20 protein-coding genes are annotated in these 21,898 nt (G+C 46.7%); 11 read left to right on the forward strand and 9 right to left on the reverse strand.

All coding sequences use genetic code 11. From position 1 onward, the window contains the following. Positions 1-96: 96 nt before the first annotated feature. Positions 97-1,128, forward strand: coding sequence for an AraC family transcriptional regulator (locus ACY2RR_RS03605; protein WP_490106776.1), 1,032 nt, complete (start codon positions 97-99; stop codon positions 1,126-1,128). A gap of 80 nt (positions 1,129-1,208) precedes the next feature. Then, positions 1,209-1,610: a D-ribose pyranase gene (gene rbsD, locus ACY2RR_RS03610; protein ID WP_490106777.1), complete on the forward strand. Its 402-nt coding sequence runs from the start codon at positions 1,209-1,211 to the stop codon at positions 1,608-1,610. Here rbsD and ACY2RR_RS03615 read toward each other — a convergent pair. The 6 genes from ACY2RR_RS03615 to ACY2RR_RS03640 all read right to left on the reverse strand — a co-directional run bounded on the left by ACY2RR_RS03615 (position 1,582) and on the right by ACY2RR_RS03640 (position 6,708). Next, positions 1,582-2,985 carry a hypothetical protein gene (locus ACY2RR_RS03615; protein WP_490106778.1) on the reverse strand — a complete coding sequence of 468 codons (1,404 nt, stop codon included), beginning with the start codon at positions 2,983-2,985 and terminating at the stop codon, positions 1,582-1,584. The two genes, rbsD and ACY2RR_RS03615, sit on opposite strands and share 29 nt — an antisense overlap. A gap of 123 nt (positions 2,986-3,108) precedes the next feature. Beyond that, positions 3,109-3,417 carry a hypothetical protein gene (locus ACY2RR_RS03620; RefSeq protein WP_490106779.1) on the reverse strand — a complete coding sequence of 103 codons (309 nt, stop codon included), beginning with the start codon at positions 3,415-3,417 and terminating at the stop codon, positions 3,109-3,111. An 82-nt stretch (positions 3,418-3,499) separates the two neighbouring features. Continuing rightward, complete coding sequence (locus ACY2RR_RS03625; RefSeq protein WP_490106780.1) at positions 3,500-4,045, reverse strand: hypothetical protein; 546 nt, start codon at positions 4,043-4,045, stop codon at positions 3,500-3,502. Between the two features lie 127 nt (positions 4,046-4,172). Beyond that, positions 4,173-4,772, reverse strand: coding sequence for a penicillin-binding protein activator LpoB (gene lpoB / locus ACY2RR_RS03630; RefSeq protein WP_490106781.1), 600 nt, complete (start codon positions 4,770-4,772; stop codon positions 4,173-4,175). 23 nt (positions 4,773-4,795) lie between these two features. After that, positions 4,796-5,200, reverse strand: coding sequence for a YcfL family putative periplasmic lipoprotein (locus ACY2RR_RS03635; RefSeq protein ID WP_490106782.1), 405 nt, complete (start codon positions 5,198-5,200; stop codon positions 4,796-4,798). Positions 5,201-5,202: 2 nt separating this feature from the next. Continuing rightward, entirely contained in the window at positions 5,203-6,708 is a 1,506-nt protein-coding gene (locus ACY2RR_RS03640; protein WP_490106783.1) for a COG3014 family protein, read from the reverse strand. An 82-nt stretch (positions 6,709-6,790) separates the two neighbouring features. Here ACY2RR_RS03640 and ACY2RR_RS03645 point away from each other — a divergent pair, with 82 nt between their 5' ends. The 4 genes from ACY2RR_RS03645 (at position 6,791) to ACY2RR_RS03660 (ending at position 12,259) form a co-directional block, all read left to right on the forward strand. Next, complete coding sequence (locus ACY2RR_RS03645) at positions 6,791-8,149, forward strand: DUF6844 domain-containing protein (RefSeq protein WP_490106784.1); 1,359 nt, start codon at positions 6,791-6,793, stop codon at positions 8,147-8,149. Positions 8,150-8,220: 71 nt separating this feature from the next. After that, complete coding sequence (locus ACY2RR_RS03650) at positions 8,221-9,543, forward strand: CsgG/HfaB family protein (protein WP_490106785.1); 1,323 nt, start codon at positions 8,221-8,223, stop codon at positions 9,541-9,543. Positions 9,544-10,431: 888 nt separating this feature from the next. Next, a complete protein-coding gene (locus ACY2RR_RS03655; RefSeq protein ID WP_490106786.1) occupies positions 10,432-11,142 on the forward strand; it encodes a DNA-3-methyladenine glycosylase I in 711 nt (236 codons plus the stop codon). Between the two features lie 319 nt (positions 11,143-11,461). Next, on the forward strand, positions 11,462-12,259 hold the full coding sequence (locus ACY2RR_RS03660) for an amidohydrolase family protein (RefSeq protein ID WP_490106787.1): 798 nt from the start codon (positions 11,462-11,464) through the stop codon (positions 12,257-12,259). 115 nt (positions 12,260-12,374) lie between these two features. Here ACY2RR_RS03660 and ACY2RR_RS03665 read toward each other — a convergent pair whose 3' ends face one another. Then, complete coding sequence (locus ACY2RR_RS03665) at positions 12,375-14,207, reverse strand: amidohydrolase (RefSeq protein WP_490106788.1); 1,833 nt, start codon at positions 14,205-14,207, stop codon at positions 12,375-12,377. Between the two features lie 183 nt (positions 14,208-14,390). Here ACY2RR_RS03665 and ACY2RR_RS03670 point away from each other — a divergent pair, with 183 nt between their 5' ends. After that, on the forward strand, positions 14,391-14,972 hold the full coding sequence (locus tag ACY2RR_RS03670) for a TetR/AcrR family transcriptional regulator (protein WP_490106789.1): 582 nt from the start codon (positions 14,391-14,393) through the stop codon (positions 14,970-14,972). Positions 14,973-15,055: 83 nt separating this feature from the next. Beyond that, positions 15,056-16,972 carry a DNA mismatch repair endonuclease MutL gene (mutL, locus tag ACY2RR_RS03675; RefSeq protein WP_490106790.1) on the forward strand — a complete coding sequence of 639 codons (1,917 nt, stop codon included), beginning with the start codon at positions 15,056-15,058 and terminating at the stop codon, positions 16,970-16,972. Here mutL and ACY2RR_RS03680 read toward each other — a convergent pair whose 3' ends face one another. Beyond that, the gene (locus ACY2RR_RS03680; protein ID WP_490106791.1) at positions 16,973-17,479 is read right to left on the reverse strand and encodes a lactoylglutathione lyase family protein; all 507 of its coding nucleotides are present in this window, start codon (positions 17,477-17,479) and stop codon (positions 16,973-16,975) included. It abuts the gene before it with no gap. A gap of 113 nt (positions 17,480-17,592) precedes the next feature. On the opposite strand from ACY2RR_RS03680, the gene ACY2RR_RS03685 reads away from it, so the two are divergent. Then, positions 17,593-18,474, forward strand: coding sequence for a LysR family transcriptional regulator (locus ACY2RR_RS03685; RefSeq protein WP_490106792.1), 882 nt, complete (start codon positions 17,593-17,595; stop codon positions 18,472-18,474). 50 nt (positions 18,475-18,524) lie between these two features. Here ACY2RR_RS03685 and ACY2RR_RS03690 read toward each other — a convergent pair whose 3' ends face one another. Continuing rightward, on the reverse strand, positions 18,525-19,232 hold the full coding sequence (locus ACY2RR_RS03690) for an OmpW/AlkL family protein (RefSeq protein WP_490106793.1): 708 nt from the start codon (positions 19,230-19,232) through the stop codon (positions 18,525-18,527). A gap of 257 nt (positions 19,233-19,489) precedes the next feature. Here ACY2RR_RS03690 and ftnA point away from each other — a divergent pair, with 257 nt between their 5' ends. After that, positions 19,490-20,011: a non-heme ferritin gene (gene ftnA, locus ACY2RR_RS03695; RefSeq protein ID WP_490106794.1), complete on the forward strand. Its 522-nt coding sequence runs from the start codon at positions 19,490-19,492 to the stop codon at positions 20,009-20,011. A 172-nt stretch (positions 20,012-20,183) separates the two neighbouring features. Further along, positions 20,184-21,890: a ShlB/FhaC/HecB family hemolysin secretion/activation protein gene (locus ACY2RR_RS03700; RefSeq protein ID WP_490106795.1), complete on the forward strand. Its 1,707-nt coding sequence runs from the start codon at positions 20,184-20,186 to the stop codon at positions 21,888-21,890. Positions 21,891-21,898: the final 8 nt, after the last annotated feature.

Genomic DNA, 21,898 nt, shown 5'->3' on the forward strand with positions numbered 1-21,898 from the left:
ATAGTCTGACTACACAGTAAATCCTCAGGCAAGTTTGATCTATAGGAGAAAGAGACTTACATTTGTGATTTTCGGACATTAACAATAATAAAAGACGTGACCACACGAGCCATCAGCAGCCTGAAAATTATCAGGGATTTTGCCCGGGAACAGGGAGTAGACGACTCTTTACTTCTGCAGCATACCGGCATTCATTCTGGTCTTTTTGATAATCCACAACAAACTGTTGAACGATCCCATGAGCTCAAAGCTCTGGAGAATCTATTACACCAGATTCCAGAACCATTTTTTCTTGGAACACAACTGGGGCGTCGCTATCACCTCACCAGCTATGGCATTTTTGGCTACGCCCTGATGGCCAGTAGCACTGTTCGAAAAGCCATAGAAACAGGAATACGCTACCAGAGCCTGACTTACCTGTTTTCAAAACTGTCAGTGGAACAAAGTGATGATAAGTCAGCACTTGTGTTCACGCCGGAAGAAGCAGGTTCTCTCGGGCAGCTAACGGTTATTCGAGATATGTGGGCTGTTATTCATATTCTTGGAGAGCTTCTTCCTCATCCTCACCCGGCTTTTCATATAGAAATGACGTTCTCCCGCCCGGACTCGCTGACAGATGAAAGACTGCACCAGCTGGAAGAAAGGACTGGTACAACTTTGCATTTTAATGCCGAACAAAATGCATTCTGCGGATTATCAAAGCTGCTTGATACACCGCTCCCTAAAGGCAACGATATGACTGCCCTGATTTGTGAGCAGCAATGTGAGCAACTGCTGCAGGATCAGAAAAACCATAAAACAGTTTCCCAGCAGGTTGTGGAGCTCCTTCTCAGTCAGGGACTGAACAGCCCTATGGAAAACATCGCCCAGTTAATGGCCAGAACAACCCGTACATTGCACCGGCAATTGACCGAAGAACAAAACAGCTGGCGACAATTGCGGGATGAAACAAGAATGCAACTGGCAGAAAAGCTTCTTGAACAAACACTGCCAATCGAAGCGATAGCCCATCAGCTTGGCTATCAGGATGTGACTAACTTCAGCCATGCTTTTAAACGTTGTCGAGGTATAACGCCCAGCCATTTCCGCAAGGCATTATCCCTGCCGACAGATAAACTCTCTATGTGATACCGATCAAATAATCACCAGCAAGTTAACTGTACAGTGCTTGGCAATTTTCAGGATTTCGTAAATATCAGGATCACCCGATGAAAAAAGGCAGACTGCTCAATCCAGAACTTTCTAAAGTTGTTGCAGAAATCGGCCATGGTCAGGCTCTGACTATTGGTGATGCAGGCCTTCCTATTGCCGCGACAACACAACGTATTGATCTGGCTCTGGCGGAAGGTATTCCCGGATTTATTGATACTCTGAAAGTTATTCTCAGTGAAATGCAGGTGGAAGAAGCGATCATTGCTTCTGCCATGTCTCAGGTAAGCCCAGAGATGCACGCTGCCATGATGGAAGCGCTGGCACCATACGATATTCCGGTCACAGAAGTTTCCCATGAGTCCCTGAAGAGTCAGGCGGATGAATCCCGCGCGGTAGTCCGCACGGGTGAATTTACGCCTTACGCCAATATTATTTTGAAGTCTGGTGTAGTCTTTTAACGACAGAGGAATACCACTTCTTTTCTGGTTCAGCGGGCGCTTCTACATGTGCCCGCTCCTGCAAACGACCGCGCACCCAAACCAGCATCTGGGAAATCACTGCGGCGTCAGATATACGGAAACCCGGTACTTTTTCTTCCATCACCACTTCAAAAGCCCTGTAGGCACCCAGAAACAGTTGCCATTCCGGAGATTCATCCAGCCACTGTTTTACATCTACATCCAGTTGGTTGACCAGCGGGGCGACCTTGTTTTCTTTGTATTCATTCTTGTCGTTTTTCACATGGACGGTATATCGCCCATAGGTATTTCTGAGTGCCGGTCTCAATTTCTTATGCTCAGCCCACCGCCCCAGATTACCCGCACACTGCACGAAGCGATCTTCTTTAGCTTCCAGAGTTTCAGACCTGCGCTTCAATTTGCAATGGGCCAAAGGATTGTCTGTGCAGGTATCTGCAGCTTCTAATACTTCAAGCCCTGCTCGCTGAAGATTTCCCCAGGCACGCTGCACTTCAGGAACCCTGCTGGTTACCTGATCAAGTTTCCCCCCGGCTTTGGTAGTAAATGCTTCCGTCGGTATTTGCATATCTTCGGAGGAAATATGCAATCCAAACTGGAACAGGTCTTTATAAAGATCCTGCATCGCTTGATTCACATTACGGCCAAAAGCTGCAATGGACGCTTCCGACATGGACTTTAACCGCAAGCTCATTTCGTCAGTCTGCTCTCTCAGGGATTGCAGCTCCTCTGGTTCAGAGAGCTTAAACCTTGCAGACATTGCTCCCATCAAGGACAAAGATAAAGCCAGAGACATTTGATGAGGAGTCAAAGAGAAAGATGGAACTGTATCTGAAGATTTTTCTTCGATGTCATCACTTTCAGAGACAACAACTTGCGGAATAGTTTGCTCTTCCACTTCATCTTCAAAGTGGAAACTTTGCTGTGCTTTCAACACGCCAGGAGACAGAGGTTTGATCCCCTGTGTTGGATCAACTTTCTCGAAAGATTCGTCTTCAACGTCTAAATCAACAGAAAGACTCTTTAGTTTGTCTTCCTTCGAAGGGAGGCTCGAATCAACAGAGTAATAGAGAGATGGGGGCTGCTCTACAGCGGAATAAGGCGGCAGAGTATAAAACTCTTCCCTTTCTTCTACCCCCACTTCCGGTTCATTGGAAAGAGGCATATAAGGAACAGCATCTGCTGCTTTGATATCCCGCTCTGGGAGACCACAACCAAAACACCCGAAAACATATTCATTTAAAAAATGCGAAATACCATCCACAGCCCGAATATAGGCTTTGTGGGCACTTTTCAGTAATGAGTGAGTGTGTTCTGCTCCGGGAAAAAGCCGGGCAGGATTAAGCCGAACATCCATAAATATGCTCCTATCAGCAGTCCTTTGCTGTACCAATAGACAAAGGTCTAACACCAAAGTTCAATACTGCTAACAAGGAGCGTGTTTCTGGAGAAGCTGTTTTCTCAGAAGTTATGGAATCTTTTAGTCGTAAAAACCTTCATCCAGATAGATTTGCTGCTGCACTGGCGCACCATAGTAATGATTGCCCTGAGGCTGGTTAACGATAATAACTGGTGGCTGCCCGCTGGAAGCTGGCGCATAAGATGCCTGTGTACGAGGAAGTGGACGAACCGTTTGCTGAGCAGGTTTGCTCTCCTTATTGCTGAAAACATGCTGCAACAGCAGAACACCGGCAGCCCCTGCAAGGGCAGATTGCTCTTTAGGACCCCATGCCTGAGCGCTTGTACTTACCAACAATACTGCCGTTAAAAGCAAGACGGTATGTTTCATGTTCCTCTCCTGGAAGCCCTATACATCACTGTAAGAATACACCCAGAAGCCCCCTGAAATCAGGGGGGTAAAAGAGAAAAGTTTACCGTGTTCTGTTTGGAATAGGGCGACGCTTGAGACCGGAGGAGAGCTGCAATTCAGTAGTTGTGTCCATAGTTTCTGAATGAGTCTTCTTTGAAATGCTCTCTGTTGTTTTCGCTACATCCTTAACTGTAGAGCGCTGAACCGGAGAAGGGGAAAAAGCTCTATTCGTAGTGTAATCCGATCGAAGACAGCCTGACTTATGCATTTTACGAAGCCCGGACAACGTGGCTCGGCGTTCTTCCATATTTTCTATTTTGCTGGCTTGATTGATTGCCCCTTCCAGAACAGCTTTCTTCTGTGCAGGAGTCATAATCTGATTCATGTATTTTTGATTACCGCCAAAAATCATAACCTTTGCAGCACCGGTATAGGCAGCATTGGCATCGCTCTCAACATAATCACGAATTTGCATAGCGCTTTGAACCATTCCCGAAGCCACAGCCGTAGCTGCTTTACCCGCAAAAGATCCTACTGAACTGAGTGCACTGCCTGCGTAACTGAAAAAACTGCTCGTCCATGAGCTTCCTTGAACTTGTGCTGCCATAACCTTTCCCTCCGTAGACTGGTTCCCCAAAATTGGGAAGCAATATTATGAGGGGAATAGCAAGTATTAAGGATTAGACATAGGTATTAAAAAGCCCGCAGCAGCGGGCTTTCAGGAAGACTAGAGATTAAAGACTCAACAAACCTTTATTGGCAGTTTTCAGGATTTCCTTTTCATCCTGCCATTCCACAATGCCGGTTTCCAAATGAACCAGACGCAGAGTGAACTTGTAGTAAACACTCTTCTTACCGCTGGCACGCTTCACAATACTGGAAAGGTTTCCGTACAACATATATTCCGCACCAATCTTACGATTCATGGCCAGAGCAGTGTTTGGATTTACCATGCCACTGTTGTTCTGGAACCCAAGCTCTTTCTGCATAGCTTCTAACTGGGCACGTTCTACAAAACGGAATTTGCCGGAACGCAGAATCTTGGTGGAAATTGTGTCGGTAATAGATTCCGTGTCTATGTGCTCGGTTGTCTTGTTCATAATCCGGTCAACAACAATTACCGGACGACGGGTTTGAGTTACCTGAACAATAGGTGGGAAGGTCAGCAGGGAATCAACCATTTTGGCTGCGATTTGCTGAAGATCGCTGGAACCGAAATCAATTGTGGTGGTTTCAACAGATGTCGCATCCTGATAGGCCACACGACCTCCGGTAGCACAACCTGTGAGGCCAAGCACTACGGCAGCCACAACCAGAAACTTCAATCTTCTCATTTCATAACACCTTAATATGAACTTTATAGCGCTCTAACCCGCACTTTAAATGTTTTTGCCGCAGGGTTAGGAGCCAGAGCCTGAACAGTTCTCACGTTCTTGCCAGTAATTTGAAGAGGCGTCCAGGGGCGGGAACCCGGATCAATTTCAATACCGTACGCATCAAACCAGACAAACTTGTACTGCAGGTCTTGTGTGGAATAAGACGTGTTGGTCAGCTCTGCAAAGCCCTGCAACATACCACCACGGTCAACCAATTTCACATCAGTCACTGACAGTTTGCGCGCCAGAGTTGGATTATCACTTTGAATGTAAGTGCTGTAACCGCCTTCATCAATCATGCTGGCACTGCCGGTAATACCCGCTGTTCCACAACCAGTAAGAGCAAGAATGCCTGCCAGCAAAGACGCTGATAATACTGCTTTCATAATTAATTCCCTTCAAATACCTGTGCCAACGTATTTTGCTGGGTGTTGGCAACCCTGACGATAGAAACCTGACCCGGCTTAACGTCTACCTCTACAGTTTTTTGACCTACCTGAACGGTATGTTTACCAGCATTGAGTTCTGTACGGGCAATCTGTACATCGTTTGGCAGAGTCAACCAACTGCGGCGGTCAGCCTGTTCAGATATCAGGTTATAAATATCCATGGCGTACCCGGCATAAGCATTGGTTTTAGCCGCAGCTTTACGGGCTTCACGTTTGGCAAACATTCTGAGCGTTTGACGAACAGCCAGAGGAACAATCTCTTCTTTCAGAGATTTCACCGCCAGCGCGCGAGGATAAACAATAACACCCGCTTCCATAGAACGATCATCAATCATCAGCGACTGCGCGTAAGGTTCTTCCCAACCAGTGGAGTAGTAAGGAAAGGCAACGTTAATAATTTCAAATGAGCCTTCTGAGGTAGGAATTGGCAGAGGGATTTTGATCTGGCTTTTCTCAGGAACAAATCCGTTTTCAATCAGAACAACCAGATGCCCTTGCTTTGAACTCAGCTTTTTACCTTTACGGCCAAACTGCTTTTTATATTTGTAGTACTGGGGCCAGTCTTTCAGCAGACGGCCTACGCGAAGAAGATCATCCTGCAGGTAAGCGTTATCAGGGAAAATCTCATAGGCTTTTTTATAGTCGATGTAAGCCTCGTTATATTGCCCCGTCATCTCATAGATCAATGCTGAGGTATAGAAGGTGTAGGCATTCTGGAACGAGTTTTTCACCTTGGAAACCGTGTCATCCATGACCGCAAATGGTGTATCCAGATCAGCGGCTGACATATCAAAGTTCTTTTCTTCCGCTTCCTGCTCGGCTTCTGCTAGCTCATCGTTATGTGCGTCGAGAGCTTCTTCCTGCAAAGCATTAGCACGGCGTACTTCAACAAGGGCAGCTTCGAGATTTCCTTGTTGCAAGTAATTCAGAGATTGATACTGATGAGCAAAAATCTCTTCGTAGGGTTTAGGCGTGTAAGGAATCACATTGTCATTGGTTAGCAATGATCCCGCCTGAGCAGCCGTGTCGGTTACATCGACAGTTCCCTTCTGCTCCTCTTCATCCATCGCGTCGAAAACGATATTGAAGCTCTGCAGACTGGAATCATAGTCTCCTGATAACTGCGCCAGTCGACCACGTTCCAGTGCATACAGAGATTTATCTGCAGCTTCGCTGGTTTCTTCCAGCTTGGTAATTAACTCCGGAAGTTTTTCCGGTGTGTCGAGAGAGGCTTTAAATTCTCTGGCCTGTGTCGGATACGGCACAATGGCACTGTTGTATTTCACACTGGCACAACCTGCTGACAGGAGCGCCATGGTAACCACCAAAATGCTTCTTAAATTTTTGGTTTTCACTGTTTTTATTTCCCCAAAGACATCCATTGCCTGACGTGAGAGAGAGTCATCGCTTTTTTTCAGTCTTACGCCCTTTACCATCACAGCCATTATATAAACAATGTCGTTTACTTCTTTGGCACAAAACAAAGAATCCGGAACTGATAACCTGTAATTAAGGACAAATCTGGCTATGAGACAGAAGCTGCTACCCCTATTCATTGCTACAGCTCTGCTTACATCAGGCACTATTGCCAGCGCTACGGAACCAGCTAACAGTGTTACACCAGCTCAGGAAGCTGAAGTTATTCAGGAGGTCAGTGTTCCTCAACCATCAGCGAGTGAGCTGATCGATGAACAGATTGATGCCTACACCGAAAGAACCGGCATTGCGTTCGGAACAGAAATGAAGGGTGGCAAATTTTATTACGAAGCCCGTGAAATTGTTCCTGTAGATACCAGCAACCCGCAATGGGCCAAAGCCCGCCAGGTTGCTTTTGACAAAGCATTACTACGCGCCAAGTCCGATTTTATTCGTGATGTGTTTGGCCGAACCACAACTGAAGCAATTAATCGCCTGCAGCAGGATGATTCTTCCAATGCCCGGGAATTGGAAGAGCTGCCAGGTAATACCAGCAAAATCGCCGCGCTGTGGGACAAACTAGTCACCCTGGGTAGCGCCAAGCTGGATCAGGAGCTTGAAGAACTGGGTATTGATCCATCCGAATTTGATGCTGTTCCACCATCCCAGCGCAAAGACCTGTTCGTAAACAGCTATATCAAGAAGACCATCACCAAAGCTGCCGGTGATGCCAGCGGTTTTATGCCGATTCAAACCATTGAAGGTTCTGACGATAGCGGAACTCATGTTGTTTCCGTTATCGCTATGTATTCACCAAAGCTGCGTCAGCTGGCCAGCGACATTAGTCGCAAGCGTGAACCTTTGATGAAGAAGGATTCCGGCAGATCATTGAAAGAAGTGATTCCTACCGATCCTAAAACATTGTCTGAACAGTTTGGTGTGCGGGTGATGTTTAATGAAAATGGCGATCCAGTGGTTGTTTCCTTCGGACAGTGGTCATACAGCTATGCAGGCAAGAGCAACAAATTGAAAGAACGTGGTCGTATTAATGCCCGCGAAAGCGCCAGAGATATTGCCAATTCCCAGATTGTTGAGTTCCTGAAATCTTCTATCGCCCTGAGTGAAACATCCGAGCGTGGCAGTATCGAGAACACTTATATCGAAGGCCTGCCAAACGATTTTACTGAACAGGATGTGAGCACCATCATCGACAAAATGAGCAGCGAAATCACTCAGAAAGCGACTGGCAGTCTTGGCGGTACTGGAACTCTGCGCAAGTGGAAATACCAGCACCCGAATGGCCAAGAAATGATTGGTGAGGTAAGGGTCTGGAGTCAGGATCGTGCCGACGCTGTTAAAGATGTGAAGAACTGGAAATCTGAACCAGCAAAACCCAAAGCACCAAAAACCACCAAGAGCGAGGCTGGCGTTCAAACCGGTATGGACTTTATCGACACAGCAGATTTTTAAACGGCTGAGTTAAAACAAGGAATCCCGCAGAGAGGCCCATAGGGCTTCTCTTCTCTTTCAAGGGGCAACTCATGGAGCAAAACAATAAAGTGAAAAGCCATTTCTTCAGACACTTCGTCTTCGTAGCACTGTCTGTATTGGTATTAACAGTCATGCCGCAACCATCAGCGTTTGCTGCTGAAGAAATCATTACCGAAACGGCTACAGCCAGCGGTATGAACAGGGAAGAAGCCATTTCCAAAGCTCTTGTTTATGCCATGGAACAGGGAACGGGTGTGCAGATTAATTCCACCCGTGTTTTACAGTCTGCAACATCAGAAACCACTGTCAGCAATAACGGTGAAGATAACAATGAAGCGGTTCTGGTTGATCAGATTAACTCAGCTATCAGCCGCAGTACTTCAGGCTATATCAAAAGCTACGAAGTGATTTCTGCAGACGAAATGCCTGCCGGAGAGTGGGAAGCCACTGTTTCTGCACAAATCAGCCGTTATAAGAGCCTCGGGCAGAATCGTTCCGTAAAAAGAACCTTTGTGGTGATGCCTTTCCGCTCTGCCCAAAAGTCCTTCCCTTACGGTGCAGGGAAGATTGATCACACCGGTGTAAGCCGACAATTGTCTTCCAGTTTGGTGAAACAGATAACTCAGTCTCGCCGCTTCCGTGTATTGGATCGCGACTACCGCAAAGAGAACGAGTTTGAACAGTCACTGTTAACCTCTGGTGAAGTACCTGTCACCGAAGCTCTGCGCCTCGGTCAAAAGCTGGGTGCCGATTATATTCTTGTGGGCACAGTGACAGACTTCGGTTTGTTTGAAAGCTCTGAAGAATACTATGGCGTTGTAAAAACCAGCCGTTATGCCCGTATGAAACTTGATTACCGGGTGATTGAATCAGCGCCTCAGGAAGTACGCTGGTCTGATTCCATCAGCGTGTCTCTGAACGACCAACAGACTGCAAACCTCAGTATGGAAGCTATTAAACTGCGTCTGCTTGATAAAGCCGGTGCCAAGGTTTCTGGTCAGATTCTGGAAGCTATTTATCCAGTGAAAGTTCTTGCCAATGAGTCTGATACTGAGATTCTGTTGAATCGTGGCGGCTTAAGCATGAAGGTTGGCGACAAGTACGATGTTTACTCAGCAGGCAAAAAGTTCGTTGATCCGGACTCCGGCCTGACTATTCGTACCGACGGAGCCAAAATTGGTGAATTGCAGATTACCGGTGTGCAATCCAAGTATTCTGTGACCAAACTGATCAGCGGCAGCAATAATGGAATTCAACCAGGCTCTGTTGTGAGAAAACAGAAGGTTACCTACCAAGCTCCATCGGCACCTCAACAGCCAGTGCCAAAACCTTTAACTCCCGGCTCCAGCGACCAACCAGTAAACTGGAACTGATAGTTACCCTCAACGTCTGCGGGCCACCCAGAGCTTACGGGTGGCTTATGCAGCGTTTCTCCACAGTATTCATCTGATAAATGCGGGCGTTTCCCATAAGGCGTGGTTGTTCCGTCAGATTGCCTTTTCACTTGATGCGAGTCTATCGCTCTATCTACAAACACAGACTTTCTTTGAGATCGTTTTTCCACGCAATCTATTTCAGGGGTCTCCAGTTTTCTTTTTTGAGAGAAACGAAACTGTCGAGACAAAATCTCCACAAATGACGCAATTCCCTGAACTACCTCATCCGGAACCCTGTTAACAAGAAGATAATTGCAGAAGTAGCATGAGCTCTCACCTAAACCAGAGCCTTCTTCCGCCGGAATAACCTTACGACTTTTCAGATGGACAGTATTAGTCGCATTCTCAGGCTTCCCCAGATAGACAAGAGAATCTGTGTCTGAACAATGAAAATGGCTATAAACATCTCTGTCCCACAGTGGTGTACAAGTGAACTCTGCATTTGATTGCTGCATTTCTCTTTGAATTTCTTTCAACGACACTTCAAAGCACGCACACTCTTTTACACTCCGAAAACTAAACCGGGCTATATAACCTCCAGTAACTAAGAGGCTCCAGTTCACTGGCATTACAGATTGTGGCGAGCTGATCATTTTTACAGGTCTCTCGGAGCTTCAATTAAGGTGTGACAGCATTTACAGCCAGCATTCCCGTGAATACTTAATAAATGTCACCTTAGATAACTGCAATGACAGTATTCATCTGTTATTTCCAGACTGCATATCCAAAGTCCTAACAAGCGCTATGGCAACAAACGCCTGTAGGTAGCGGGGAAACAAATAAGGTATAGTTTTGCCTTAATTCCCCGCACTTCGGATGCGCGATATGCCAACCAGTCAAACTGTCAGCTACCGCAATATTTACCAGCTTGCCGCGACACGCAAAGGCGGTGATGACAATCTTGAGTTATTAATCTCCTCCAGTCTGCCTAACCCGAATCTTGCCGATGTGCCGGAAGACCGCTTTCTCGCTGAGTTTACCCGCAAGGTTTTTCAGTCCGGTTTTGTCTGGCGGGTGGTGGACAATAAATGGCCTGCCTTTGAAGAGCTGTTCTGGGGTTTCGATGTTGATAAATTGCTGATGATGCCCGATGAAATGCTGGAACGAAAAGCCGCCGATCCAGCAATTATCCGCAACCTGAAAAAGGTATGGAGCATTCGCGAAAATGCCTTGATGATTCAGGAAGTGAGAAACCGTGAAGGTAACTTCCCACAATTTATTGCCGACTGGCCGGAAGAGAACATTATCGGCCTGTGGCAGTTCCTGAAAAAACATGGTTCACGTTTAGGCGGTAACGTTGGCCCTTACGCACTGCGTTTCCTTGGCAAAGATACCTTCCTGTTGAGTCGTGATGTGGAAGCGTTTCTGCGTGAACGGGAGATTATTGAAGGCGGGCTCACCAGCCAGCGCAGCCTGAAAGCTATTCAAAGCTTCTTTAATGATCTTCAACAGGAAAGTGGCCGTAGTTTAAACGAACTCAGCCGCTTGATCGCATTCAGTGCTGGAGAAAATACGGTTCTGCCAGAACCCGCCTAGCTATACACAGGATATCTTCGAGCCCGATCTAGAGGAAGTTGCGATTTTCTCTGGATCGCCTTTATCGATGAGTGGTTTCTGTAAATCTTTTGAGGCGACTCGATTATAAAGCCTTGAGTAACTTAGTGCAGTACTGTAGCCCTCTGCAGACTTCTGAAAGCCGCTTTAAGATGGCCCCTACAAACCATTTCAGTTATCCCGACAGTGATACACAACAGATCAAAGATCATTAACAAAAAAACAATGCACCGCTTGCTCAGGGAGTGGTACATTCACACATAGAATATAAAAACCATTTTCATTCAACAGGTCGATTGATATGGGTTTTAAACTTTTCGACAGTCATCTCCATATCATCGATACCCGTTTTCCTTTGATAGAAAATCAAGGTTATCTGCCGCCGGCATTTAACTGCCAGCAATATCTTAAAAGAATGAAGGACTATAACCTTGTTGGAGGAGCCGTTATATCCGGCTCTTTTCAAGGCTACGATCAGTCCTACCTTATTGATGCTTTAAAAACTCTGGGAAAGGGTTTTGTTGGTGTTACCCAGCTACCAGCAACTGTATCGGATTACGAGCTTATAAGTCTGGATGTCGCCGGTGTTCGAGCCCTGCGGTTTAATTTAAAGCGTGGCGGATCCGAAAATATCAGTCATCTGAAAGATCTTGCCTGTCGTATCTACGATCTGGTGGGCTGGCATGTGGAATTGTACGTTGATTCAATCTATCTGGAAGAATTGGCTCCCACTCTAAAGTCCTTGCCTGCTGTCAGCATTGACCATCTGGGTTTGTCGAAGAAAGGATTACCAACTTTGCTACAACTGGTTGAAGACGGTGTGCATGTAAAGGCAACTGGTTTCAGCCGGGTCGATTTTGATATCCAACCTGTTCTTAAGGATATCTATAAAGCCAATCCCAGTGCTTTGATGTTCGGTACCGATTTACCCGGAACTCGTGCTCCTGCTCCCTACTCTAATAAGGACTACCTGCTGATTGCTGATACATTTGAAGATAATCAGGCCAAAGATATTTTCTTTAGAAATGCAGCCCGGTTGTATCAGCTTCCCCCATCATTAAGAGAGTCGCTCACCTCTTGTTCACAGCGCATTCACTGACTCCGGCTCATAGGGTGGATAGACAGTAGCACTCAAACCTTGATGGTATTAAAAAGATCAACACCTACCAACATGAACCACAGAAAATGGAAGTAGGTGCATGATATCAACAACTTCAATTCAATCGGCCGAACAACCAGATCCCAATATTCATCAGTTGCTCTTTTGTTGATTCCCAAAGAGTTCTTTCGAAAACAGGTTCTCCCTGCAAATAAGTTATGGCGACCTTTGCTTTATGTAAGTCATATTCATCCATCTCGAAGAGATTATCTTTCATCACTACGAGATCGGCATCCTTCCCTACAGTGATTGATCCAAGTTGAGAGTCTCGACGCAACTGGTAAGCCCCATTAATGGTGTACCCTTTTAACAGTTCCTCCAGTTCCAGTTTTTCCGACTCAGGCATAAACTGCAGCGCCCCTTTTCCACCACTGACTCCCTGACGATTTATTCCAGCCTGCATGTTAATAAATGGGCTGCTGTTCTCTATCGCCAGTATTGAAAGCTCATCACTACCGAAGGTAACCGTTGCTCCCTGATTAATCAGGCTCTTCACCGGTTTCATATGGTCAGCACGTTCACCAAGGTGATAATGATCCTGATGCATCTCACCAATGCCAAACCAGTGCATGGTGTAATTGGCAATCACATCCAGTTCTTTAAACCGTTTTTTGTCTGCTTTATCTACCCAGATTAAGTGCGTAAGGGTTAAACGACTGGCTGGTTTTCCACCAACCTCTTTCCAGACGCTTTCATACGCATCTAATGCAACACGCGTCGCTCTGTCTCCCCAAGTATGCATGTGAAGATCAATTTTCTCTTCATGCAACTCCAGCATGAATTCCTTCAATCGCTGTTCACTAATGATGATCCGGCCATTATTCTCTGGATCATTTTCATAGGATTCCAACATAGCACCGGTATTAATTTTCCAATGCACGCCATCAAAGTGAATTTTTATACTGTTGAAGGTGAGGTTTCTAGTGGTGTATTTTTCCCGCAAACGTTTCAGTTCTGCCACAGCCCCATCCAGTTGTTCGGGGAGAATAATATGGTATGAACCTTCCACACGCAGGGGTAAGCCCTGAGCCTTATCCAATCTGGCAATTGAGCGATAAACAAAATCTTCCTGCCCCGCGTTACCTGCATCGTATGTAGTAGTAATGCCCCGTGCAGCCATAGATTTAAGAATAAATTTCACCAGACTATCAAAGGTCTGGGTATCGGGCTTAGGTGCCAGGTTGACTAACGAAGTTGCAGCGAACTCTTTTACATAACCTGTGGGCTCACCATTTTCATCGCGCACAAAATAAGAAGGCCCGGCGGCAAGTTCTGAGTTTTTATCAATCCCAAGCTTTTCCAGGGCTTTGCTGTTTACCCAAACGCTATGGCCATAGTTGGAAAACAACATGACAGGGCGATCAGGAACAATCGCATCCAGATCAGACTTATGCGGCCCTTTTTTATAAGCCCCACCCGGCCCGACTTCTTCCATCCCCCAGGCGGTGGAAATAATCATTTCCAGATCGGGATTGTCCTCAGCGTAGTCTTTTAACCAGGCCAGTGTGTCGGCCTTGGTAGCGTAAGGTATAGGGCCAGTGACAGAAAATGGCATTGGGTCACCAATGCCAAATAACGCCAGCAACCCCGGATGGGCATGACCATCAATCATCCCCGGCAAAACCAGTTTGCCATCAAGATCAATTGTCTGAGTATTCCCTCCAACCCAATGATCAATGCCTGCTTCATCACCCACATAAACAAAACGGCCGTCTTTGATAGCAACGGCTTCAGCCCATTTCACACTGGGATCTGAGGTATAAAACCTGCCATTGGTTAAAACTCGATCGGCTTTAGGATTCTCAGATGCCATTGTGGCAGAAGGTAAAAGTAACAAGACCGCCAGAGTAAACCCTTTTAAAGCCTGCGTACGACACCGGGCAAACATACTTGTCTCCACTGTTATTTTATTTTTGAAGAACTGTTTACAGGAATAAATTCCCATAGAAGGGAATTTATAGAAGAGAACAACTGTCGTCAATAAATTCCCATGTGCGGGAATTTAAACCTTGTTTGCCTCAAAAACGGTTTCTAAGTACAGTCATTCCCGCAATTACCGGGAGGTCTTAGCTTGGGACGTAAAAGCTTAAAAGGAGAGAATGCTGAAAAAATTCTCGATGCCTTCGAGCGTTGCATCGGAACTGTCGGATTAAAAGATTCAACTCTTGAGATGGTCGCAAAAGAGGCTGGAATGGATCGCCGCATGGTTTTGCACTACATCGGAAAAAGAGAAGCCCTGATCCAGGCTTTAGTACAGCGCATTGTCCTCCGCTTCAGCAATACAGCCTTTGAGTTTACACAGGCAGAGTCCATTGCAGACTTTGATAATGCTTTTCTGGATTACCTGTTTGGAGATGCTTTTACCAACCATCCAAGCGCAAAGCTGGTCGAAGCCCTCCTGCCAGAAGCCATGCACAGCGATGAAATTAAAGACGCTGTAAAATCCATGTATGACTATTTCTTACAGGGCGTTATTGCAGCACTTGTTTTGCTTGCTCCCCATGCCGATGCTAAACAAAGAGATACAACTGCGTTCAACATAATGACACTGGCCTTTGGCGCCAGCTGGATGTCGAGTATCGGCTTTGGTGACAAACGCTATGATGAAAACAAACAACTGGCGAAAGAGATGATTGATCGCCTCCGCCAATAAGCTTCGAATTGAATCCCCCCTTCACAGATGACTAAAAAGCCGACAAACTGTCGGCTTTATCTTTCAGGTTTCTGTTACGCCCCATGCGCAAAATCCAGCTTCTCAGCCCTCGCCTTGCTAACCAGATTGCTGCCGGTGAGGTGGTCGAACGCCCTGCTTCTGTGGTGAAAGAGCTGCTGGAAAACAGTATTGATGCTGGTGCGACCCGCATTGATATTGAGGTGGAAAATGGTGGCGTTCGCCTGATTCGCATTCGGGATAATGGCTCGGGCATTCCCAAAGATCAGCTGGCGCTTTCTCTCTCCCGCCATGCCACCAGCAAAATCAGTGCACTGGAAGATTTAGAAGCCGTTGGCAGCCTGGGCTTCCGGGGTGAAGCACTGGCGTCCATAAGTTCTGTTTCCCGCTTTACCCTGACTTCTAATGTTGAAGGTCAGGAATCCGGCTGGAAGGTGTTTGCAGAAGGCCGGGATATGGAAACTGTTTCCTCCCCTGCCCCTCACCCTGTTGGTACAACTGTGGAAATGCGGGATCTGTTCTTTAATACGCCAGCCCGCCGTAAATTCCTACGTACTGAGAAAACAGAATTCGGACACCTGGAAGAAGTGGTAAAACGACTGGCTCTCAGTCATTACGATATTGCTTTCAGCCTGCGTCATAACCAGCGCACCATTCATCAGCTTCGCCCTGCCAAAACCAAAGCTGAGATGGAACGCCGTATTGCTACATTATTAAGCCCGCAGCTGATGGATAATGCTGTGGTTATTGATATGGAATCTTCAGAGCTGCGACTCTGGGGCTGGGTTGGCCTGCCAACCTTCTCCCGTGCTCAGGCAGACCTTCAGCATTTCTATGTTAACGGCCGCATTGTTAAAGACCGTTTGATTGCCCACGCCATTCGTCAGGCTTACCGTGATGTTCTGTACCACGGTCGCCATCCGGTTTTTGTACTTTATTTGGAACTTGATCCTGCCCTGGTTGATGTGAACGTGCACCCAACCAAACATGAGATTCGCTTCCGTGATGGTCGTACTGTTCATAATTTCCTGTTCAGCACCCTGAACCGTGCACTGGCCTCTGTTCGCCCGGAAGATCAGTTGCCACCTACGGCTCTCGACACTCCTGCCGCACCTGCGGCCACTGGAACCCAAGGCGGAGAGTTTGGTTCACAGGAAAGAATGAACCTGAACCCGGCTCCTGCCGTTCCCAGTCAGGCTATGGCTTCATCAGCTTTTGCTCCAGCAGCAACATCAGCAGCCCCAGCTTTTAATAGGGAAGCCTCACCCCAGCCTTCACCAATGGCTGTGCGTGATCAGATGAATGTTTATAAGCAGCTTCATGAACCTGCAACATCATCTGGCGCTATTCCTTCTGCAGCTACTCCGCAAACTCTGCCAGAAACGAACGATGATGAAGTTCCACCACTTGGTTTTGCTGTTGCCCAGTTAAAGGGAATTTATATTCTTTCTGAAAACAGCACCGGTATGGTTCTGGTTGATATGCATGCCGCCCATGAGCGGATTACCTACGAGCGTATGAAAGCGGCATGGCATGGTGCTGGAATTACCACCCAACCTTTGTTGGTTCCAGAATCAACCGCAGTAAGTCTTGAACAGGCGGATGCTGTTGATGAGTTTGCCGACGATATTAAAAAGCTGGGATTCGGCCTGGAGAGAATGGGGCCAGAGACAGTTGTAGTACGACAAATCCCCGCCCTGCTTCGGGGGGCAAACGTTGCCGATATGGTAAGAAAACTACTGGAAGATTTTGCCAAACACGGCTCCAGCGATCAGGTAAAAGCCCATATCGATGAAATGCTTGGCACCATGGCCTGCCACGGTTCTGTTCGCGCCAACCGTAAGCTGACAATCCCAGAAATGAACGCGCTGTTGCGTGATATGGAACAGACGGAGAGAAGTGGTCAGTGTAATCATGGACGCCCGACATGGACGCAGTTGACCATGTCGGAGCTGGATAAGCTGTTTATGCGTGGGCGTTAATTAATACGCTCCAGCAGAGTAAGTCAGCTCATAGCTGTGGCTGTAAATTTCTACGATGTTACCAAATGGATCTTCCATGTAGATCATGCGGTAAGGCTTCTCGCCAGGGTAGTAGAAGCGAGGAGCCTTCATACGGGCCTTACCACCAGCTTCAACGATTTTCTCAGCCAGACCTTCCAGATCAGGATCCTGTACACAGTAATGGAATACGCCAGTCTTCCAGTACTCGAAGTTGTTTTCAGGGTTTTCAGCATTCTTAAATTGGAAGATTTCTACACCAATCTTGTCACCAGTAGAAAGGTGAGCAATCTTGAAGCTGCCCCAGCCCGGGCCGAAAACGTCGTTGCACATTTCACCGATAGCACTGTCGTCTTCAACAATTTCAGTGGGCTTCATAATCAGGTACCAGCCCATAACTTCGGTGTAGAACTTCACCGCAGCTTCCAGATCAGGAACGGAGATACCGATGTGACTCATGGTCCGTGGGTAACGCTTCTCTTCAGACATGAACAAGCTCCTGTCAAAAATCTGTAAAGTCATTCATTTAGTGCTGCAAAGATTATTCAACAAGTGCTACAACATGAAATTATCATTAGTGATTTTTTCAATAACGCTTTCTTATGATTAATCTCACCTGGTTACACACCTTCTGCACTCTGATCGAGACAGGTCATTTCACCCGCACCGCTGAAAAGCTTGCTATGACCCAGCCAGGTGTAAGCCAGCATGTTCAGAAACTTGAACAGAATCTTGGTTGCTCACTGATTCAAAGAGAAGGAAAGGGCTTCCACCTGACAGAAGCGGGTGAGAAAGTTTATAGGCAGGGATTAGTTTCGATTTCTCAGCTGAAGGAAATGGAAGAGTCACTGAAAACCGATGACCCATATCGTGGCCGTTGTCGTATAGCAACACCGGGCAGTGTAGGTCTTAAGCTTTTTCCCATACTGCTTGAATGGCAAAAGAAACATACCGGGTTACAGGTCGACTTTTCATTCGCACCTAATGACAGTATCGAGCAAGGGCTTGAAGACAGAAAGCTGGATATTGGCCTGATTACCCGCCGGGTAAAAAAGCCCGGGTTAACCTGCCGCCCATTAGCAGCTGAACACCTTTGCCTTGTCACATCGGTAGACGTTCCTGACGTAAGCTGGCCAACACTTCTCGAGCTGGGTTATATCAACCACCCGGATGGAGAACACCACGCGACACTACTGCTTGGCGCAAACTATCCAGAATTTACCAAGTTTGATCAGTTACCCCTGAGAGGTTTCTCAAACCAGATTGGTATGATTCTGGAACCTGTCAGCCGTGGCTTGGGATTTACCGTTCTCCCCGCTCATGCTGTGGCAGCTTTCCCTCAACAATACCTTATCCACAATCATCCACTGAATGTGCCGGTATCAGAAACAATCTACCTCGCCCAACAAAAATGGGATGTACTGCCGAAACGAATGCACAAGGTGATTGAACTCATTACTCACGAACTCACTCAAACTTTATAAGGCACAAGCAAGCTGGCCTTTCAGGCCAGCTTGCACAACTTCCTCTGCAATCAGAACTTATAACCAAGACTCAAATTGAAAACCCAGGGGTTCACTTCCAGACTTTTGATCTTGGCGCTGGTGTGTTTCACCTTGCCGTCTGGTTCCAGATAAAAATACCGGGCAGAGAAATCCAGGAACATGGCCTTATCTATGGTAAAGATTCCGCCAACTTGAAAGAGAAAACCAAACTCATCATCCAGATCTACATCTTTGATCTTCTGGTGGTTTCCTTTGAAGTCATCCAGCTTTGTGTAGTGCGCGCCAACACCAACATAAGGCCTGAACTCATCACGGGGTTCCAGAAAATAGTATTGCAGCGTCGCATGCCAGGGCCAGATTTCGTACTCCATTTTACCGTTGATTGTATCGGTAGCAGGGGAGGAGCCTCCTGTCAGAACATCTGTTCCACTGACCTTTTGTTTTATTTTTGCTGGAAATGATGTGCCGAAGTTAACGCCAATGTTATCGGTAGCCATCATTAAAAAATCGACTCCGAAGGTCCATGGATTTTTATCTTCCTTGTGCTTTAACCTGATCGTCCCATTTCCACCGTTTTCCGTGTATGTGACCTTCGAAGTAAATTCATCAGGAACGATATAAAACGCTCCGCCTTTAACGGCCATATCCCCTTCTTTCAAGCCTGCAAACGCTGGTACTGACATAGCAACAGAGCTTCCTGCAGCCAGCAGGGATACCAAAAGCTTTTTAACGAACATATCTGTTCAACCTCGATTTGCTGGCAGAGTCTCGAAATTCCCTGAGCCTGCCTGCATCCTCGCAATCACCGAATACGTTTCAGTGCCGGTTTCCTGATATACGACAGCACTTAATCAAATCACGTACTCGCACAAAAAATTCGTGGGCAGGAAGTCTAGGACTTGGTTTCAAAGTTCGCCAAAATACGACACAGGTCAGTGCAAACCGAACTATCTAAAAGCACACTACGGCAGAATTTTTTTGAGGATTTAAACCAATGTTGAGCGAACAGATGATCAAGAGCCTGAACGACCAGATTAATCTGGAGTTCTACTCTTCCAATATTTACCTGCAGATGAGTTCCTGGTGTGAAAACAAAGGTCTGGATGGCTGCGCACGTTTTCTGCGTGCTCACGCGAATGAAGAAATGGAACACATGAATCGCCTGTTCAATTACGTAAATGAAACTGGCGCCATGGCTGTGATTGGAACCATTCAGGCACCACAGTGTGAATTTGCTGGCATTGAAGATGTGTTTACCCAGATTCTCGATCATGAACGGCTGGTAACCAGTAAGATCAACGAGTTGGTTGATATTGCATTTACCGGTAAAGACTACTCAACATTTAACTTCCTGCAGTGGTACGTTTCCGAGCAGCACGAAGAAGAGAAGTTGTTCACTTCTATTCTGGACAAGATCAAGATGATTGGTGCAGAAGGTAAGGGTCTGTACTTTATCGATCAGGAAGTTGCTAATCAGGCCAACGCGCACCCTGCAGCTTCTGAAATGCCAGTCTAAAACCGTCGTTTTTATACTCGGCCTCTCTGAGGCCGTTTTTCTGCCCCCTTTTCATCCGAAAAATCAGACCTAAGAGATTGCATTTATTCCCGTCAATGTGATCTACTTCGCACGCTTTTACTGAAAAACACGAAAAACACAACAATAAATACTAAATCCAGTAGGTATAAGGATGTTGCTGGCGCTAAGGGTATGGTGCATTTCTGCACTTTCTATTTGCTTCTCATCAATAACATTTGCAATCGACACTCCTTCCACTGCAGGGGATCGAGAGCTTTCGCGCCAACGGCAAGAACAGCTGCTTTTAGATCAGGCTGAAAAGCTCAAAGAGCTACAAAACCTGCCATCTACAAGCCCAAAGCCACAGCCTGAAACTTCAACAAGTGCCCAGTGCTTTGAGATTTCCAGTATTGAACTTCAGGGAGTCACTCTGCTGAGTGATCAAGAGCGTTCATCTTTAACAGCACCTTTGATTAACTCATGTGTAGGTATCAATGAGATTAATCAACTGATCCGCAGCATTACTAACCGGTATATTGAAAAAGGTTTTATCACCACTCGGGCTTACGTACCTGAACAAAACCTGAGTAGCGGCACGCTATCCATTCTGGTTGTAGAAGGTAAGCTCTCCCACCTTAAACCTATGCAAGAAGGTAGTATCACTTCTACCACTTTACACTTTACATTCCCTGCACGAGCTGACGGCTACCTTAATCTGCGTGACCTTGAACAAGGTATTGATCAACTTAACCGCCTTCCCTCTTTTGCAGCTCAATTAAAACTGACTCCAGGTGAAAAGTCTGGGGAATCTATAGCCCAGATCAGTAATAATTCGTCCAAACCCTGGCGCCTGTCACTTGGCAAACATAATAATGGCGATGAAACCTCTGGTGATCGCAAATGGAATAGTGTTGCCCAATGGGACAATCCTTTTGGACTCGCTGATCAAATCACTGTCAATTTATCCAAAGATGCTGTCAGCGATCGCTACAGGCAATCCCGCAATGCCAGTGTTCAATACCGCCTGCCTTATGGTTATTGGGATTTTTCCTATAACTTTAGTTACAGCGACTACGAAAGCCGTCGTTCAATTTCAGCCAACACATTCCGCCTCTCTGGTAACACCCGAACCCACACATTGAATATTAATCGGGTTATACACCGTGATCAGGTCAGCAAAACAGCTCTCAATGGTGGTATCCGCCATATCCGTTCCCGCAACTTTTTTGATGACACTTTGCTCACAATCAGCAGCCACAAAATTTCTGAATTCACCTTTGGCCTGAACCACGGCCGCCAGCTGTGGGGTGGGCTGCTGAATACGGACTTAGGTTTTCAAAAAGGCAGTACAATTTTCGGAGCCCAGAAAGATCACCACCCGGTCTCTGGTCAGCCCAGAGGCCAGTTCAGTAAATATACGGCAACATTATCTTACCTCCGCCCCTTTACCCTGAAAAAACAAGACTTCCGTTTCTCATCTCTAGCCACCGGCCAGTGGAGCCATGATGTTCTCTATGGCCCAGTCCGGTTCAGTATTGGGGGCCTGGGGTCGGTTCGCGGCTTCCGGGATCAGTCTCTCAGCGGTGATAGTGGAGGTTACTGGCGTAACGAGCTGAGCTGGGTATCCCCTGTCACTCTCCCAGCAGTTAACAAGTTTTTCCAGAACCTCACTTTAACGGCAGCATACGATGCAGGCGTGATTCATGGTGGCGAGTATAACCCGACACTCCATGGTCGTATGACCAGTCGTGCTGTGGCAGCAGCTATCAGCGGAAAGCACTTGAGTGCCTCAGTTACCTTTGCAGAATCCTTAAGTCGGCCTGGCGCAATTACCAAGAAAGAGCGCCCTGTCTGGTTTCAGTTCAGTCTGAAAATTTAAATCTGCTA

It is taken from the genome of Parendozoicomonas sp. 2304DJ65-17, from assembly GCF_058148445.1.

Excerpts from the sequence above, each read along its gene's own strand:
- ACY2RR_RS03680 (WP_490106791.1), bottom strand. The coding sequence starts at position 17,479 with ATGTCTGAAGAGAAGCGTTACCCACGGACCATGAGTCACATCGGTATC.
- ACY2RR_RS03700 (WP_490106795.1), top strand. The coding sequence starts at position 20,184 with ATGTTGCTGGCGCTAAGGGTATGGTGCATTTCTGCACTTTCTATTTGC.
- rbsD (WP_490106777.1), top strand. The coding sequence starts at position 1,209 with ATGAAAAAAGGCAGACTGCTCAATCCAGAACTTTCTAAAGTTGTTGCA.
- mutL (WP_490106790.1), top strand. The coding sequence starts at position 15,056 with ATGCGCAAAATCCAGCTTCTCAGCCCTCGCCTTGCTAACCAGATTGCT.
- ACY2RR_RS03645 (WP_490106784.1), top strand. The coding sequence starts at position 6,791 with ATGAGACAGAAGCTGCTACCCCTATTCATTGCTACAGCTCTGCTTACA.
- ACY2RR_RS03685 (WP_490106792.1), top strand. The coding sequence starts at position 17,593 with ATGATTAATCTCACCTGGTTACACACCTTCTGCACTCTGATCGAGACA.
- ACY2RR_RS03615 (WP_490106778.1), bottom strand. The coding sequence starts at position 2,985 with ATGGATGTTCGGCTTAATCCTGCCCGGCTTTTTCCCGGAGCAGAACAC.
- ACY2RR_RS03660 (WP_490106787.1), top strand. The coding sequence starts at position 11,462 with ATGGGTTTTAAACTTTTCGACAGTCATCTCCATATCATCGATACCCGT.
- ACY2RR_RS03640 (WP_490106783.1), bottom strand. The coding sequence starts at position 6,708 with ATGGCTGTGATGGTAAAGGGCGTAAGACTGAAAAAAAGCGATGACTCT.
- lpoB (WP_490106781.1), bottom strand. The coding sequence starts at position 4,772 with ATGAGAAGATTGAAGTTTCTGGTTGTGGCTGCCGTAGTGCTTGGCCTC.
- ACY2RR_RS03620 (WP_490106779.1), bottom strand. The coding sequence starts at position 3,417 with ATGAAACATACCGTCTTGCTTTTAACGGCAGTATTGTTGGTAAGTACA.
- ACY2RR_RS03655 (WP_490106786.1), top strand. The coding sequence starts at position 10,432 with ATGCCAACCAGTCAAACTGTCAGCTACCGCAATATTTACCAGCTTGCC.
- ACY2RR_RS03625 (WP_490106780.1), bottom strand. The coding sequence starts at position 4,045 with ATGGCAGCACAAGTTCAAGGAAGCTCATGGACGAGCAGTTTTTTCAGT.
- ACY2RR_RS03635 (WP_490106782.1), bottom strand. The coding sequence starts at position 5,200 with ATGAAAGCAGTATTATCAGCGTCTTTGCTGGCAGGCATTCTTGCTCTT.
- ACY2RR_RS03690 (WP_490106793.1), bottom strand. The coding sequence starts at position 19,232 with ATGTTCGTTAAAAAGCTTTTGGTATCCCTGCTGGCTGCAGGAAGCTCT.
- ACY2RR_RS03665 (WP_490106788.1), bottom strand. The coding sequence starts at position 14,207 with ATGTTTGCCCGGTGTCGTACGCAGGCTTTAAAAGGGTTTACTCTGGCG.
- ftnA (WP_490106794.1), top strand. The coding sequence starts at position 19,490 with ATGTTGAGCGAACAGATGATCAAGAGCCTGAACGACCAGATTAATCTG.
- ACY2RR_RS03650 (WP_490106785.1), top strand. The coding sequence starts at position 8,221 with ATGGAGCAAAACAATAAAGTGAAAAGCCATTTCTTCAGACACTTCGTC.